A 15,525-nucleotide genomic window follows, 5' to 3' on the forward strand; every position below is an offset into this window, starting at 1 on the left:
CCTGTGTCGAATATCATCAAACCGAGCGCGACTTATGAGCAAGCCATTGCCATTGATAACGCGCGTCTGGGCAAATCGTTTAAAGTAATTGCTTATGCAGGCACAGGTAAAACCACTACCCTGCAAATGATTAGCGATGCCATGCCGCAAAGACGAGGCATGTATTTAGCGTTCAACAAAGCCATTGCCAGCGAAGCGCAAACGAAGTTTCATGGCAATGTCGACTGCCGAACCTTCCACTCGCTCGCTTTTCGCAGTGTTCCACGTGGAGTGACTGACAAACTTCGTCTGCCTCGTTTAAGTCCGAGTTTTATCGCCAAAGAATATCGCCTTGAACCCATTACCTTAAGACGGATGATGGGCGGACGTTATGAAAAATATGTGTTGATGCCCTCACGCTTGGCCAGCCTTGTGGCGAATGCCGTGAGTCACTTCTGCTCAACCAGTTCTCAGTACCCAGCGCCGCGACATTTACAAGCACCGAGCTGGTTACACCCCGATGATATCGATTCACTACAAAAGCACCTCTACCCTGCCATTGAACGTCGTTGGTTAGAGTCGATCGATCCCAACCATCAGGCTGGGATTGGTCACGATATTTATTTAAAACTGTGGGCGTTGTCTGAACCCAATATCCCAAGTGACTATGTGTTGTTTGATGAGGCACAAGATGCCGATCCGCTGATGTTGGGCATCTTACTGAAACAGCGCAATACACAAGTGATCTATGTCGGAGATGCACACCAACAGATTTATGCATGGCGCGGCGCAGTCAATGCCATGCAACAACTGCCTTTGCCTGAGTCACGCCTTACCACCTCGTTCCGTTTTGGTGAAGAGATTGCATTGCATGCCAATGCTATTTTAGGCGCCTTGAATGAAACCGTACCGCTCATGGGCAATCCTCTGCTCAACTCCAAAGTAGTCAACAAACCCCATACCAAAATGCGCGATGCGATTTTATGTCGTACCAATGCACGCGCCATGGAATTGCTGCTTTCAGGATTGGTCCATGGCGACAAAGTCAGCCTACAAGCCGACCATGTCAAACTGAACCGCTTTGTCGATGCTGCCGCAATGCTCAAACAAGGCAAGCGCGTCACCGATGTGCCTGAACTGGCCTGGTTTAATTCTTGGCATGATGTACATGAATATTGCGAAACCAATGACGGCAGTGACATCAAGCCTTTAGTAAAATTGGTGGATGATCATGGCACCGATCCACTCAAAAAAGCCCTTGCAAAGATTACGCCGATTGAACAAGCGGATTATATTATTTCCACCGCACACAAAGCCAAAGGCTTAGAGTGGAACCGCGTTCACATCGAAGATGATTATCAGTTTAAGGTCAACGACAAAGACCATAAAATTAGTGATGAAGAGTTAAGACTGCTTTACGTGGCCTGTACACGTGCTAAAGTAAGTTTAAATATCCATCACATTTACGATCTGATGCAACAGCTGAAAAAACAAATGCCAAGCTCATTACGTAAAGTTGTTGGATAGTCGAATGTAAAAATAGTCACAACCGCTACGGGTGTTCTATGAAAATTCAATCGATTCACCTGAAACACATCCTGCATTTTGCTGACCTTAAAGTCGATTTTTCTTATCACGATAAACCCGTCACGTTAATTTTAGGCGATCAAGCCTCAGGCAAGACCTCAATCTTACGTTTTAGCTATCAGGCTCTGACTTGGTTTGCGGCCCGTTATAAAGATTTACGCTCTGCAGGTGTGGTGATGTTAGATCACGACATTATGCTGAACCGCCTTCAGTCCAAAATTGATATTCAAGTTGCTGTGCCCGCTGAGCTGTATGCTCTCAAACCTACGGCAACCGATACTGCGACCGAACCCTATGCATGGCAACTCTACAAAACCTTAAACCAACAAGGCATTGGCATCAGTCGAGTTGAAACATTAGAACTCGAACAACTGGTGAATTTATATCAGCAGGCAACGTTACAAGATCCACTGCAAGGTTTACCGTTGATTGCATATTATCCTGCGGAACGTTTTGTCAATGAGATGAATATTCTCAGCAAGAACAATCCCCTGATTTTCCAACATGCACATGCCTTTGAAATTTCAGCTATTCCCTATACCACCTTTGCGCGCTTCTTTGAGTGGTTTCGTGAAATCAGCGATATTGAAAATGCGCAAACTGCACAGTTTTTACAAACGATATTGCATCAGCCCAAAAGCATGCCACCCGATATTCCCTTAAGCTATAAACTGGCTCAGGCTCAAGCACATATCCAGTCGCCCAGCCTACAAGCACTCAAGCAAGCGTTAGCAACCGTTCTGCCCGAAATAGAAGATATTTATCTGCAATATCATCCCAAGTTACAACTGATGGTGCGCTACCATGGCAACAGCATGCTCTATCAACAGCTTTCCAATAGTATCCGCAACTGGGTGGCGCTCGTTGGCGATATTGTGCGACGTTTATGCCTACTCAATCCTGAAAGCCTGTTCCCCTGTTTAGAAGGTGACGGCGTACTGTTGATTGACGCGATTGATCATCAATTGGATCAAAATATGGCGCAAGTCATTTTAAAACGTTTAAATCAGGCTTTTCCTCGACTACAAATTATTGCCTCAGGCAACCGAAGTGAGTTGCTGGAACAAGCCAGTGAGTTTCAATGCCTCAAACTGGAAAATAAGCAATTAAGTCCGATCCAACTCGAACCACTGCAACATCAGTTCGATGTAATTTACCAAAACCTTGCCAATCATGAAGCGACGAGTGGAAGCACCGAACCGATTGCGGCTGAACCCCAAGATTTAAGTGTGGCTGAATTATTCGCACAAATACAGCAGCAACTCTCTCCCGAACAGCAACAGCATTTGATTACTTTACTCAGTGCTGAAGATGATGCTTCATCGGCAAATCCATTAACTTAGCCTGCTTCATAAATATATCTATTTCACCCCTCAAAAACAGGCGACCAATGGTCGCTTTTTTACATTTCTTGCACTGAGAAAGTACCTGCCACCCACCAAGAAACAACCATCACGCGTATAATGTTTTGCGTCAGCGCAAAAAAGATTGATGTTGTTTTAGTCATGTTATATGATCGATTTTACTTGCAAATTTCTAACTGAAATCGGATTTTGCTATAACGCTTCATGAGTTGCGCAACACAACTTCATTATTTTTAAATTTCACATTGGCTTTCAAGATTGAGACTCTTGGGCTGCTCTTTGCAGTCCTGTAATCCTTGAAAGATGAGATTCACCAATAGGTTTTGACCTATTCACGACAATGGAAACGAGTGTGCTACCGATTATTATATTGTTACCGTTAATACTTGGCACAACCCTTGTCTCATTACTGAAGCAGAGCTCACGTAGGCTAACCGCCTTCGCAGCTGTTGGGGTCAGTATGACAAGTTTAGGCTTATTACTGACCCAAGCACGAGAGGTGTTTAATGGCGCTGTCATTACCCAGTCGTGGTCATGGTTGCCGCAGCTTGGAATTGACTTCAGCTTCCGTCTAGACGCATTAGGCCTCCTCTTTGCCTTACTGATTAGTGGCATCGGAACGCTCATTTATATTTATGCCTATTTTTATTTAGGTCCAAAAAACTCTCTCAATAAGCTCTATCTACTGCTCATGTTGTTCATGGCAGCCATGCTCGGAATTTCACTCTCCAATAATTTAATTTTACTCCTCGTTTTTTGGGAGTTGACCAGTATCTCCTCTTTCCTATTGGTCGGTTATTGGAGTAATTACGACGCGGCACAACGTGGCTCACGCATGGCATTGACCATTACGGGTATGGGCGGATTAGCCATGCTAGGTGGTTTCATCTTGCTCGGTCAAATCACAGGTACTTACGAGATTGATCAAATCTTGACAATGACAGCACAAATTCAAAGTCATGCTTTATTTGTTCCTACGTTGCTGCTGATTCTACTCGGTGCTTTTACCAAAAGTGCGCAATTTCCATTCCATTTTTGGCTACCCAACGCGATGGCAGCTCCGACCCCCGTGTCTGCTTATTTGCACTCAGCAACCATGGTAAAAGCAGGCATTTTCTTGGTGGCACGACTGTTACCCATTTTTGCAGGTGCGGCCCTGTTCCATAATTTGGTCACCTTTATTGGCCTATTTACCCTGTGTATGGCTGCATTTTTTGCCATCTTTAAAGAAGACCTGAAAGGTTTATTGGCCTATTCAACCATCAGTCATCTCGGCTTGATCATGTGTCTCTTGGGGATCGGATCACCATTGGCTGTGGCTGCGGCTATTTTCCATATTATTAACCATGCCACCTTTAAAGCAGCGCTGTTCATGATCGCAGGTATTATCGATCATGAGTCAGGCACACGTGATTTACGTAAGCTTAGTGGGTTATGGCAACTGTTGCCTTATACAGCCACTTTGACGATGGTCACTGCAGCATCGATGGCCGGCGTGCCCTTGACCAACGGTTTCTTATCTAAAGAAATGTTCTTTACTGAACTGCTCAGCAATCTGTCTGGTCCTGTGCTCATCTGCTCCGCGATTGTCGCGACACTGGCGGGGATTTTTGCAGTCGCTTACTCTGTGCGTTTGGTACATGGGGTTTTCTTCGATGGCCCATTAGGCAAGCAAGTTCCCAACAAAGATGCACATGAACCGCCGTTTGGCATGCGTGCACCCGCTACTTTACTGGCGATTCTCTGTATTTTAGTCGGCTTATTCCCTGCTCTATTGGTTGAAAACATCGTCAACAGTACAGCACGCGCCAGCACCCAAGTGATGGACTTTGAAGGTGCACATCTTGCCCTATGGCATGGTTTTAACATGCCATTATTGATGAGCGTGATTGCATCGATTGGCGGTCTGATTTTCTATTTCAGTCTAGCGAAGGGTGGCAAAATTCGAGAAATTGATCTCGATCCATATTTAGGTCGCCTACAAGGTCGAGTTGCCTTTGACTTATTCCTTAAGTCACTTTTGCTCAACTCACGCAAATTTAAACGCTGGACTGAAAACGGTAAATTACAAAGCTATATTCTTTGGATTGTGGTCTTCAGTATTGCCATAGTATCACTTCCATTTTTAGGACAAGGGCTGACCACAGGCACCCGTGAACTCACCCATGCCCCTGCTTTAGCGATCGTACTGTGGCTACTGTTATTCTCTTCGTGCTGGATGATGCTATGGTTCCACCACGAACGGATTAAAGCGGTATTGATCAGTGGCGCGATTGGTTTAGTCGTAACTATGGTCTTTGTCTGCTTCTCTGCGCCTGATTTGGCTTTGACACAAATCACCGTAGATGTGGTCACCACCGTACTGTTATTGATGAGTTTATCGCTTTTACCACAACTCACTCCCTATGAGTCGAGTGTATCACGCCGTTGGCGAGATGCCCTGATTGCGATTGGCGGCGGGCTTGGCATTGCATGGATCACATGGCTTATCTTGACCCGTGATCACAACTCCATTTCATGGTTCTTCATGCAGCAGTCGATTCCATTAGGCGGTGGTACCAACGTGGTCAACGTGATTTTGGTCGATTTCCGTGGTTTCGATACTTTCGGTGAAATTACAGTCCTTGGCATTGCAGGCATTGGTGCACTGTGCCTAATGGATGGTATGCGTACCCACGGCACCACCATGACCAAAGGTCTTAGTTACCGTTTTAATCCATCGCCGTTGATGCTTCGTATCACTGCATCTTGGATATTACCGATTGCCTTGGTGGTTAGCCTGTATATCTTCTTACGTGGACATAATCTGCCTGGGGGCGGGTTTATCGCGGGTTTGATTACCGCTTTGGCCTTGATTATTCAGTACATGGCACTCGGTCAAGATCATGCAGAACAGCTGCTCAAAGCCAAGTCTGGTCGTTTGTATGAAATCTGGATTGGAACAGGTCTGGTCATTGCAGGATTAACAGGCTTAGGCGCATGGTTCTGGGGACGCCCCTTCCTCACCAGTGCACACTTTTATGTGTCGCCACCGATCTTAGGCGAAATGCACCTAGCGACAGCTGCACTGTTCGATGTCGGGGTTTATATCACGGTCGTAGGTGCAACCATGCTACTTATTTCAGTACTTGGGGACTCACGTCACTCTAGTATGTCTGGTCCAGTACCAAAGGGGGATTAATATGATTAGTTTAGAACTGTTACTTGCCTCCGCTATTGGTCTGTTGACTGCCACAGGCATCTATCTGATTTTGCGTGCCCGTACCTTCCCTGTGGTACTTGGCTTGGCCATGATTGGTTATGCCGTCAATTTATTTTTATTTGCCATGGGGCGACTTCAACTTAATGCACCCGCGGTACTCACGGAAGCCAGCAAAGCCACTGACCCTTTGCCACAAGCCTTGGTGTTAACCGCGATTGTGATTGGCTTTGCTACCACGGCGTTTATTGTACAACTGGCTTTACGCAGTCGTTATGAAACAGGAACCGACCACGTTGACTCTAAAGAAGAAATACCACAAATTGACCCACGTGAGGATGAGCCATAATGAATGACCTCATCCAATTTTGGACCGAACACACTCCAATTTTTAGTATTTTAATTCCTGCCATTACCGCCTTTATTTTGGTGTTATTGGGCAATCCAGGATCAGGTTCTTTAGCACAAGACTGGCGACAACCGTGGCGTCGAGGCATCAGTTATACCTCTGGCCTGTTGGGCTTATTTACAGCAGTCAACTATCTGATCTTTGCCAGCTCAGGGCAAATCAGTGTTTATAACCTTGGTGAATGGGCAGCACCATTTGGTATTGTTTTAGTCCTCGACCAACTGTCTGCCCTGATGTTGGTTTTAACCTACGGCTTGGCTGTTCCAGTGATGTGGTTTGCCAGCAAAGAATGGGATGAACGTGGCCGTTATTTCCATGCCATGTGCCATTTCCTACTGATGGGTTTAACCGGTGCCTTCCTGACAGGCGACTTATTTAACCTGTTTGTATTCTTTGAAATTTTGTTGATGGCTTCCTATGTCCTGTTACTGCACGGTCAAGGCAAAGCGCGTTTTCAACTCGGTATTCACTATGTCACCATTAACTTGTTGGCATCAGCCCTGTTTCTGATTGGTCTGGGCATGATTTACGGTAGCGTCGGCAGCCTCAATATGGCGGATGTTGCACGTCTGATGCCTCTATTGGAAGGCGATCAACATCGTATTGCTGTTGCTGGCGGGTTGTTGTTGTTTACAGTCTTTGGCATTAAAGCAGCCATGCTACCTGTCGGTTTTTGGCTACCGAAAACCTATGCGGTTGCAACCACTCCTGTAGCAGCCCTGTTCACCATCATGACCAAAGTCGGTATTTATGCCATTTTACGTGTTAATGGCACCGTATTTGACGATGCAATTAGCCGTGAAATCCTGCAATACATTCTATTACCGATTGGCTTAATTACCTCAGTCTATGGTGTGATTGGTGCAATGGGTGCGGAACGCTTACGTCGTTTCATTGGCTTTATGATTTTGTCTTCTGTGGGCACGATTTTAATCGCCATTTCCCTGTTCAATACCTTGGCATGGGCAGCGGCACTGTATTATTTGGTGCACAGTACCATTATTGCGGCAGCTTTCTACATTTTAAGTGGTTGGATTACCTCTCAACGTGGTGAATTTAAAGACCATTTTAAAATTGCACCACAAATGAAACAGCATAAGGTGGTGGCGTTAACCTATTTCACCATTGCCTTGATGATGGCAGGTTTACCACCCTTTAGTGGTTTCTTGGGCAAAGTATTTATTCTCCAAGCCACCGCACACTCACCGTATCAATTGCTGATTATTGTGACCGTTTTAGTGGTGAGTTTATTGAGTATTATTGCGTTTACACGTGTGGGGTTCGTGATTTTTTGGCGCGCAACCAAACCTGAAGATAATCCTGGTGAGGCTGCTTATGCCGCGTACCAAGCTTTGCCTGAACAAGCGCCAAAGCGCAATGACAAAACCATTTATCTATTGTTGGTAGGTTTAATGGCTTATATGGTGTTTGCAGGTCCAATTCAAAAGTACACTTACCAAACGGCTGAGCAAATTCAAAATAATGCGCTCTATGAACAGACTTTGCTCAAAACTGATGAGCATGGACAAACCATTAGCGTACAACCTTTCGACAGTGAAAATTTACCTGAAACCAAATATGGTGGCGAACGGGTGGATCCTAATGCTCATTTGATTCCATATTTAATTTCAGAAGAAACACTGGAAGGCGAACATATTTCCGAATACAAAAAACGCCAAATGCAACAGCAACAACAGGCTGAAGTGAATCCCGATGCTGAAAGCCTACAACCGATGGTGGAGCCTTAAACATGAAAAAAACGTCGTTTTTGGAGCGTTGGTTACCCCACCCTTTTGTTTCGGTGATTGTTGCGCTGAGCTGGGTGATGTTGGCACATAGTGTTGACGCAGCCAGCTTAGTGATGGCATTTTTACTGGCCATTTTTATTCCGCGTCTGATCAGACCATTCATTACGTATACTCCAAATATTGAATGGAAAGCGGCGGTGAAACTATTTTTTGTGGTGTTATACGACATTGTCATGTCGAATATTCAAGTGGCTAAATTGGTCCTTGGTCCGATTGATCGTCTACAACCGAAGTGGTTTCGCGTTCCGCTGGAAACACAACATGAGGAAGTAAACACCTTACTGGCGATGATTATTACCACCACACCAGGCACAGTTTCAGCAGGGATTGATCAAGATCGCGGGGACATTTTAGTTCATGCCCTCAGCACCGATGATGAAAATGCCGAGATTGAAAATATTAAAGCGCGTTATGAAAAACCGTTGATGCAAATTTTTGGCGTCGAAGCAGGAGACAAAGCATGACTATTTTGCCTTATGCCCTCGGGATTTGTTTAATCGCGGTCACCATTTCAATGTTGCTGTGCCTAATTCGTTTAATTATCGGCCCATCGATTGTAGACCGACTCTTAGCACTCGATACACTCTTTTTAAATGCAATCTGCCTCATTATTATATTAGGCATTTACTGGGCCAGCACTTCATTATTTGAAGGTGCTCTTTTGGTTGCGATGCTCGGCTTTGTCTCTACAGCCGCTTTAGCACGCTACTTCACCTCAGGTCATGTGATTGACTAGGAGCGAGATCGATGCAACTTACGATGGAAATTCTAGTCTCCATTTTTCTCATGATCGGCACTTTCTTCATGCTGGTCGGAGGGATTGGAATGGTGCGCCTGCCCGATTTATTCATGCGCCTACATGCCCCAACCAAGTCAAGTACCTTAGGCTTAGGGAGCTTCTTGATCGCGGCAATGATCTATTCTGCATTCCAAGGACGCTTTGGTTTTGCTGAGCTGTTATTAACACTGTTTGCCTTCTTAACCGCACCCGTATCGGCGAATTTGATGGCTCAAGCGGCGCTACATTTGCGCTTACGCTCGCTGAGTGGCGACGTTCCAGAAGCACTCAACCGTCCACTACCTTGGCAACGTACTCGTCGCAGAGCTTTTAGCAATAAGCATGAAGACACTGAACATCGTCTTTAAATGCTTGTGGTGTTAAGGAAATAAAATAAATACATTCTAGCGCTTCTGCATTGACATGGTGCTGTTGCGCTAATTTGAACATTGTACTGATGATAATATTCGAACGTATTATAGATGGTGTCACATCCAGTACATTGACCAACACAGATGAACTACTCAATCTACTCAAAAATTAAAATGATCAAAGTGTCCCCGTGGTAAATCATTGCCCATATTAATCCAGTCCACAGCAACTTGATGGTCAAAATAATCCCTAAAAGCTCAACCCTCTATTCACCTATCATAATCCTGTGTAACGCATTTCAAATCTTGCTCTAGCTTCAGCCATTACTCCGCATAAAAAAAAGCCACCCGAAGGTGGCTTTTTGATTCAGTTAGACTGAATTATTCATCATCTTTGTTTGCTTCGTCAGCAGGTAAATCCTTTACTGCTTCAGCAATCAGGCCAAACATATAGTTACCATATGCATTGGTTTTATCGTAATGGAAACGCAAACGGGGTGTAATACGTGTCTTAATACGACGGCCGAGTTCGTGACGCAAGAAACCAGATGCTTTGTTCAGCACATCTAGCGTTTCTTTATTGGCTACTTCACTTTGCTCATCGCCAAGCTCACGGCCCATCACAGTCACATATACTTCAGCATAACCTAAGTCTGGACTAACCTTCACCGCAGAGATGGTCACGAGACCACCTAAGCGTGGATCTTTCAACTCTTGGCGAATTAGTTCAGACAACTCACGTTGCACTGTATCCGCCATGCGCTTAAGACGTTGACTACCCGCCATTAAAGACTCCGTTTGATCAATTGAACATCATAGACTTCGATCTTGTCTTTTTCTTTGATGTCTTTATAACCTTTAACCGCAAGACCACATTCCATACCTGCGCGAACTTCTTCAACCACTTCTTTATAACGACGAAGTGACTCAAGCTCACCTTGGAACACAACCACGTCATCACGAAGGATACGAATTGGTTTATTACGATGTAACATACCCTCAAGTACCATACAGCCTGCTGCTGCACCAAACTTACTTGAGTGGAACACTTCACGTACTTCAGCCACACCCAGAATTGTTTCACGGTGTTCTGGAGCAAGCTTACCGCTCATCGCTGCTTTCACATCATCAATCAATTGATAGATGATTGAGTAGTAACGAATATCGATACCGTCAGCATCCGCTTTTTGACGCGCTGCGTTATCCGCACGTACGTTAAAGCCAAGAAGTACCGCTTCAGAAGATTCAGCTAGTGTTACGTCAGATTCAGTGATCGCACCAACACCTGAACCAATGATACGAACTTTAACTTCGTCTGTTGCAAGGTCAGCAAGAGCAACATGCAATGCTTCCAATGTACCACGCACATCAGTTTTCAATACCACATTGACGATAGGCACATCTTTCTTGCCCATAGATGCCATGATATTTTCAAGACGCATTGCACTTTGACGTTCAAGACGTTTTTGACGTTCACGATCCATACGCGCATCAGCAACTTCACGTGCTTTCTTCTCATCGCTTACAACAAGAACTTCATCACCCGCCATTGGCGCTTCAGGTAGACCTAAAATTTCAACCGGAATTGAAGGACCAGCAGATTGAATACGTTTACCGTTTTCATCTGTCATCGCACGTACACGACCATAAGATGCGCCGGCAAGAACAAGGTCACCTACTTTCAATGTACCGTTTTGAACAAGGATAGACGTTACCGCACCACGGCTGTTGTCTACACGTGCTTCAATCACGACACCTTGAGCAGCACCTTCTTCAGATGCTTTCAACTCAAGTAATTCAGCTTGAATTGAAATAATATCTAGAAGTTCATCAATACCTTGACCAGAATGTGCTGAAACCATTGCAACAGGTACATCACCACCCCATTGTTCTGGCACGATTTCTTTTACTGTCAATTCGTTCAATACGCGATCTGGGTCAGCCGATTCTTTATCCATTTTGTTGATTGCAACAATAATTGGTGTACCAGCTGCACGTGCATGATCAATTGCTTCCGCAGTTTGTGGCATAACACCATCATCTGCTGCTACAACAAGAACCACGATATCAGTCGCTTTCGCACCACGTGAACGCATTGCAGTAAATGCAGCATGTCCAGGGGTATCAAGGAAAGTGATCATACCTTTGTCAGTTGTAACGTGGTAAGCACCGATATGCTGTGTGATACCGCCCGCTTCGCCTTGAGCAACTTTCGCACGACGAATACGATCAAGGAGCGATGTTTTACCATGGTCAACGTGACCCATGATGGTCACCACTGGTGCACGTGTAGATTGAGCACCACGCGCGCCTTCAGCTGCTTCAAGTAAGTTATCTTCAGCTTGCGTATCCGATACAAGAACAGGGTTATGACCCATTTCTTCTACGATCAATGCAGCAATTTCTTGCTCGATCGCTTGGTTCTGAGTAACCAGCTCACCCATTTTCATGAGTGATTTAATTACTTCACGTACTTTAATCGCCATTTTTGCTGCAAGATCTGCAACAACAATAGTTTCGCCAATTTCAACATCATAAACTTGTTTCTTAACTGGTTTTTCAAAACCATGTTTACCAGCTTGACTTGTTTTCAGACCACGTTTAGGTTGCTTGCTGAAACTTTGCTCTTCCTGACCACGACGACCACCTTTTTTCGGTGCACGTGTACTTGGTGTATTGGTACCACGTTTGATTTCGCGGTCTTCTTTCGCAAATGAATCTTCATATGCTTGGCCAACTAGACCCGCAGCAAGTGGAGAATCATCCACTACACGAATGGTCGCAGTTGCATCTTCGTTTGAATACTTAGATGCCATTTGACGCATTTGTTCAAGTGTACGTTGCTGCGCTTCTTCAGCTGCCTTACGACGTGCTGCTTCTTCAGTCGCTTTTAATTGAGCGGCTTGAGCTTCACGTGCTTTTTTCTGTTCAGGTGTTTCAACAACTTTAACTTGTGCTTTAACCACAGGCTTATTGTTTGATTTACGCTTCACAACTACCGCAGCTTTTGCTACTTCTTGCTTCGTCGTTTCTTGCTTTGCAGCAGCACGCATCGCTTCAAAGTTTGCAGCCGCTTTATTTACTACTGGAGTTTCAGCTTTTGGTTCAACCATAGCTTGAACGTTCGCACGAGCTTGTTGCTCCGCTTGCGCTTTTGCTAAAGCTTCCGCTTTAATTTGTTCTGGATCTGGCTTGGTAAATGTATGTTTCTTGCGAACTTCTACATTAATCGTTTTTGCCTTACCTGAGGTACTCGCTACTTTAGCGGTACTGGTCGTTTTACGTTTCAACGTGATTTTTCCTGCCTGACCATCGTCTTGACCATGAATTTTCTTCAAATGGTGCACGAGGGCATCTTGTTGTTCAGTAGAGATTATATCGTCCGATTTACGCTGTGGTAAACCAGCATCACGAACCTGCTCTAGGAGCTTCTCAACAGGGCGGTTCACACTGAGAGCTAACTCTTGTATCGTCTTATCCGTCATGTAGATCTCCTAGTTAAACCATGATTCGCGCGCTTTCATAATAAGTTGACCCGCTTTCTCTGTACCCAGACCTTCAATATCAGCAATATCGTCAGTCGCTTGGTCAGCCAAGTCATCAATTGTGATGACACCACGTGCTGCAAGTGCATAAGCAATCTCTTGCGTCATCCCTTCCATTGCAACGAGTTCCGCGCTTGGATCTTGGATGTTTTCTTGCTGCTGTAATGCATCAGCCAATGCAACTTCTTTGGCACGACTTTGAAGTAATTCAACAACTTCAGCATCTAGCTCGATTTCGTCAAATGTTTCAGCTGGAACATAAGCAATCTCTTCTAAAGAAGTAAAGCCCATTTCAACCAATGCCATTGCCAAATCTTCTTCAATATCTAGACGCGATACAAATAGGTCTAAGTATTGTTGTGCTTCATTTTGCTGACGAGCATGATACTCATCTTCTAGCATCATGTTGAGTTTGTAGCCTGTAAGTTCAGAAGCTAAACGTACGTTTTGACCTTGTGAACCAATCGCACGCGCTAATTGATCGCTAGTTGCGAAAATAATGTCCGCTGTACGCTCTTCTTCATCAATCACAATACCCGATACATCTGCCGGCTCTAAAGCACTCGCAATGTACTGCGCAGGATCATCAGACCATACAACAACATCAATACGCTCACCGTTCAATTCTTGCTGAACTGCTTGGATACGTGTACCACGCATACCAATACATGCACCCACTGGATCAATACGATGATCATTGGTTTTCACAGCAATTTTAGCACGAACACCGGGTTGACGCGCTGCCGCTTTAATCTCAATGATTTCTTCAGAAATTTCAGGAATTTCTTTCTTCATCAAAGCGATGAGCATTTCAGGTTTGGCACGTGACAATTGTAGTTGAGCACCACGACCTTCACGATTCACATTGAACAAAATCGCATTTACACGTTGCTTCGGACGCAAAATTTCTTTTGCAATCATTTCTTCACGTGCAAGATACGCTTCAGCATTGTCACCTAAGTCAATGATAAAGCCATCTTTGGTTTGCTTTTTCACTTCACCGTAAATCAACTCACCCACTTTAGACTCGTAGGCATCTGCAATCAGCGCACGTTCAGCTTCGCGAATCTTTTGAACAATGACTTGTTTTGCAATTTGCGCCGCAATACGACCGAAGTCAATTGAAGGCACTTCAAGCTCACGAATATCACCAATCGACCATTGTGCAGGATCAACATCTGAAATCGCATCTTGACATGCTGGCATTTCATGATCTTCATCCGCAACCACTTCCCATTGACGGAAAGTGCTGTATTCGCCCGTTTTACGATCAATCTCTACACGAAGCTGAGCTTCTTCAGAGTTTGTTCCTTCGTAAAATTTCTTTTTAGTCGCAGCAACAAGCGCTTGTTCTAAGGCTTCGAAAATCGCTTCACGAGGTACACCTTTTTCATTACTAACCGTTTCAACTACGGTAAGAATTTCACGTGCCATAAGCCACCTATTCGTTCAGATTCTTATTTATTAAATGAATTAATCTTGATAGACCAAATTGGCTTTATCAATATTATTACTATCGATTTCAAGCACCTGTTGCTTTTCCACTTCGACTTGAATCATTTCAGCTTCAAGATCTACAGCAACCAATTTAGCTTGGAATTTACGACGGTTATCGACCGCACTGATCAAACGAAAAGCGATCTGTTGACCAATATATGCAGGTAATTGTTCAAGTTGGAAAAATGGACGATCCCAACCCGGAGATGACACTTCAAGTGCATATTCACCTGAAATTGGATCATGGACATCCATCATTGCGCCGACTTGCTGGGTCACGCGTACACAGTCTTGTACACCGATGCCACGGCCCTGCTCTTCTTCACCATCTTCATTGATGATGGGTTCTGCATTTTCGTCGACAGCTTTGTCGATATAAATGCGCAATAAAGAACGTTTTCCTTGAGGGAGGAATTCAATCCCCCAAAGATCAACACCACAGGCTTGCACTGCAGGAGCAATTAAGTCTTGGAGTGCTTGAGTTTTATTTGATAGCTTCATTTACTCTCGTCATTTTTGTGCGATTCAATGGCCGAAACAGACCACTACAAGCCAATACGAACTATAGTAGTAGTGGAACATGACACTTTGACTTTCACCGTATCCGGCTCACATCGACACTACACGATAGCCAATAAAAAAGGGCGTAATCGCCCCAATTATTGCACAGAAAATTAATATCCACTGTGCAAAAAGGCCCACCTTGTTGTGAGCCTCTTTTTAGAAACTTGGTAGCGGGAGCTGGATTTGAACCAACGACCTTCGGGTTATGAGCCCGACGAGCTACCAGACTGCTCCATCCCGCATCAACGTGCAAAAATTATATACAAATATGAACTATTTTTCAATCTAAATACTTCGTACTTGCTCTGATTTAGTTGCACCTAAATCAAATTGGTAGCGGGAGCTGGATTTGAACCAACGACCTTCGGGTTATGAGCCCGACGAGCTACCAGACTGCTCCATCCCGCAACAAAACGCAAAAATA

Annotated in this window: 12 protein-coding genes and 2 tRNA genes; 8 read left to right on the forward strand and 6 right to left on the reverse strand. The window is 44.6% G+C overall.

Translation table 11 applies throughout. The annotated features are described in order from the left end of the window. Nucleotides 1-3: 3 nt before the first annotated feature. The 8 genes from F986_RS04885 to F986_RS04920 all read left to right on the forward strand — a co-directional run bounded on the left by F986_RS04885 (nt 4) and on the right by F986_RS04920 (nt 9,492). A complete protein-coding gene (locus F986_RS04885) occupies nt 4-1,506 on the forward strand; it encodes an AAA family ATPase (RefSeq protein WP_004692691.1) in 1,503 nt (500 codons plus the stop codon). A gap of 38 nt (nt 1,507-1,544) precedes the next feature. Further along, complete coding sequence (locus F986_RS04890) at nt 1,545-2,909, forward strand: ATP-binding protein (protein ID WP_004692692.1); 1,365 nt, start codon at nt 1,545-1,547, stop codon at nt 2,907-2,909. Nucleotides 2,910-3,270: 361 nt separating this feature from the next. Beyond that, the gene (locus F986_RS04895) at nt 3,271-6,111 is read left to right on the forward strand and encodes a monovalent cation/H+ antiporter subunit A (RefSeq protein WP_004692694.1); all 2,841 of its coding nucleotides are present in this window, start codon (nt 3,271-3,273) and stop codon (nt 6,109-6,111) included. Between the two features lies 1 nt (nt 6,112). After that, complete coding sequence (locus F986_RS04900) at nt 6,113-6,478, forward strand: Na+/H+ antiporter subunit C (RefSeq protein WP_004692695.1); 366 nt, start codon at nt 6,113-6,115, stop codon at nt 6,476-6,478. Continuing rightward, the gene (locus F986_RS04905) at nt 6,478-8,286 is read left to right on the forward strand and encodes a monovalent cation/H+ antiporter subunit D (protein ID WP_004692697.1); all 1,809 of its coding nucleotides are present in this window, start codon (nt 6,478-6,480) and stop codon (nt 8,284-8,286) included. Before F986_RS04900 ends, F986_RS04905 begins: the two co-directional genes overlap by 1 nt. A gap of 2 nt (nt 8,287-8,288) precedes the next feature. Beyond that, nucleotides 8,289-8,810: a Na+/H+ antiporter subunit E gene (locus F986_RS04910; RefSeq protein ID WP_004692699.1), complete on the forward strand. Its 522-nt coding sequence runs from the start codon at nt 8,289-8,291 to the stop codon at nt 8,808-8,810. Next, nucleotides 8,807-9,082 (forward strand): monovalent cation/H+ antiporter subunit F, encoded by a 276-nt coding sequence (locus F986_RS04915; protein WP_004692700.1) that lies wholly within the window; start codon nt 8,807-8,809, stop codon nt 9,080-9,082. The genes F986_RS04910 and F986_RS04915 overlap by 4 nt, the downstream gene beginning before the upstream one ends. Nucleotides 9,083-9,093: 11 nt before the next feature. Further along, entirely contained in the window at nt 9,094-9,492 is a 399-nt protein-coding gene (locus F986_RS04920; RefSeq protein WP_004692702.1) for a Na+/H+ antiporter subunit G, read from the forward strand. 384 nt (nt 9,493-9,876) lie between these two features. Here F986_RS04920 and F986_RS04925 read toward each other — a convergent pair whose 3' ends face one another. From F986_RS04925 to F986_RS04950, 6 genes are all read right to left on the reverse strand, one after another. Further along, nucleotides 9,877-10,281, reverse strand: a complete 405-nt coding sequence (locus F986_RS04925; protein ID WP_004692703.1) for a ribosome-binding factor A — start codon at nt 10,279-10,281, stop codon at nt 9,877-9,879. Further along, on the reverse strand, nt 10,281-12,980 hold the full coding sequence (gene infB, locus F986_RS04930; RefSeq protein ID WP_004692705.1) for a translation initiation factor IF-2: 2,700 nt from the start codon (nt 12,978-12,980) through the stop codon (nt 10,281-10,283). The genes F986_RS04925 and infB overlap by 1 nt, the downstream gene beginning before the upstream one ends. A 9-nt stretch (nt 12,981-12,989) precedes the next feature. Continuing rightward, nucleotides 12,990-14,474: a transcription termination factor NusA gene (gene nusA / locus F986_RS04935; RefSeq protein WP_004692706.1), complete on the reverse strand. Its 1,485-nt coding sequence runs from the start codon at nt 14,472-14,474 to the stop codon at nt 12,990-12,992. A 39-nt stretch (nt 14,475-14,513) separates the two neighbouring features. Further along, a complete protein-coding gene (gene rimP, locus F986_RS04940) occupies nt 14,514-15,038 on the reverse strand; it encodes a ribosome maturation factor RimP (protein WP_004692708.1) in 525 nt (174 codons plus the stop codon). A 228-nt stretch (nt 15,039-15,266) separates the two neighbouring features. Beyond that, nucleotides 15,267-15,343: transfer RNA gene (locus F986_RS04945), tRNA-Met, on the reverse strand. Between the two features lie 89 nt (nt 15,344-15,432). Further along, a tRNA-Met gene (locus F986_RS04950) sits at nt 15,433-15,509 on the reverse strand. Nucleotides 15,510-15,525 lie beyond the last annotated feature (16 nt).

It is taken from the genome of Acinetobacter johnsonii CIP 64.6 (genome assembly GCF_000368045.1).
In the GTDB taxonomy this organism is placed as follows: Bacteria; Pseudomonadota; Gammaproteobacteria; order Pseudomonadales; family Moraxellaceae; genus Acinetobacter; species Acinetobacter johnsonii.

Coding starts and splice junctions, on each gene's coding strand:
- F986_RS04895 (WP_004692694.1), top strand. CDS start 3,271: ATGGAAACGAGTGTGCTACCGATTATTATATTGTTACCGTTAATACTT.
- F986_RS04910 (WP_004692699.1), top strand. CDS start 8,289: ATGAAAAAAACGTCGTTTTTGGAGCGTTGGTTACCCCACCCTTTTGTT.
- F986_RS04905 (WP_004692697.1), top strand. CDS start 6,478: ATGAATGACCTCATCCAATTTTGGACCGAACACACTCCAATTTTTAGT.
- F986_RS04890 (WP_004692692.1), top strand. CDS start 1,545: ATGAAAATTCAATCGATTCACCTGAAACACATCCTGCATTTTGCTGAC.
- F986_RS04900 (WP_004692695.1), top strand. CDS start 6,113: ATGATTAGTTTAGAACTGTTACTTGCCTCCGCTATTGGTCTGTTGACT.
- F986_RS04920 (WP_004692702.1), top strand. CDS start 9,094: ATGCAACTTACGATGGAAATTCTAGTCTCCATTTTTCTCATGATCGGC.
- F986_RS04925 (WP_004692703.1), bottom strand. CDS start 10,281: ATGGCGGGTAGTCAACGTCTTAAGCGCATGGCGGATACAGTGCAACGT.
- nusA (WP_004692706.1), bottom strand. CDS start 14,474: ATGGCACGTGAAATTCTTACCGTAGTTGAAACGGTTAGTAATGAAAAA.
- F986_RS04915 (WP_004692700.1), top strand. CDS start 8,807: ATGACTATTTTGCCTTATGCCCTCGGGATTTGTTTAATCGCGGTCACC.
- infB (WP_004692705.1), bottom strand. CDS start 12,980: ATGACGGATAAGACGATACAAGAGTTAGCTCTCAGTGTGAACCGCCCT.
- rimP (WP_004692708.1), bottom strand. CDS start 15,038: ATGAAGCTATCAAATAAAACTCAAGCACTCCAAGACTTAATTGCTCCT.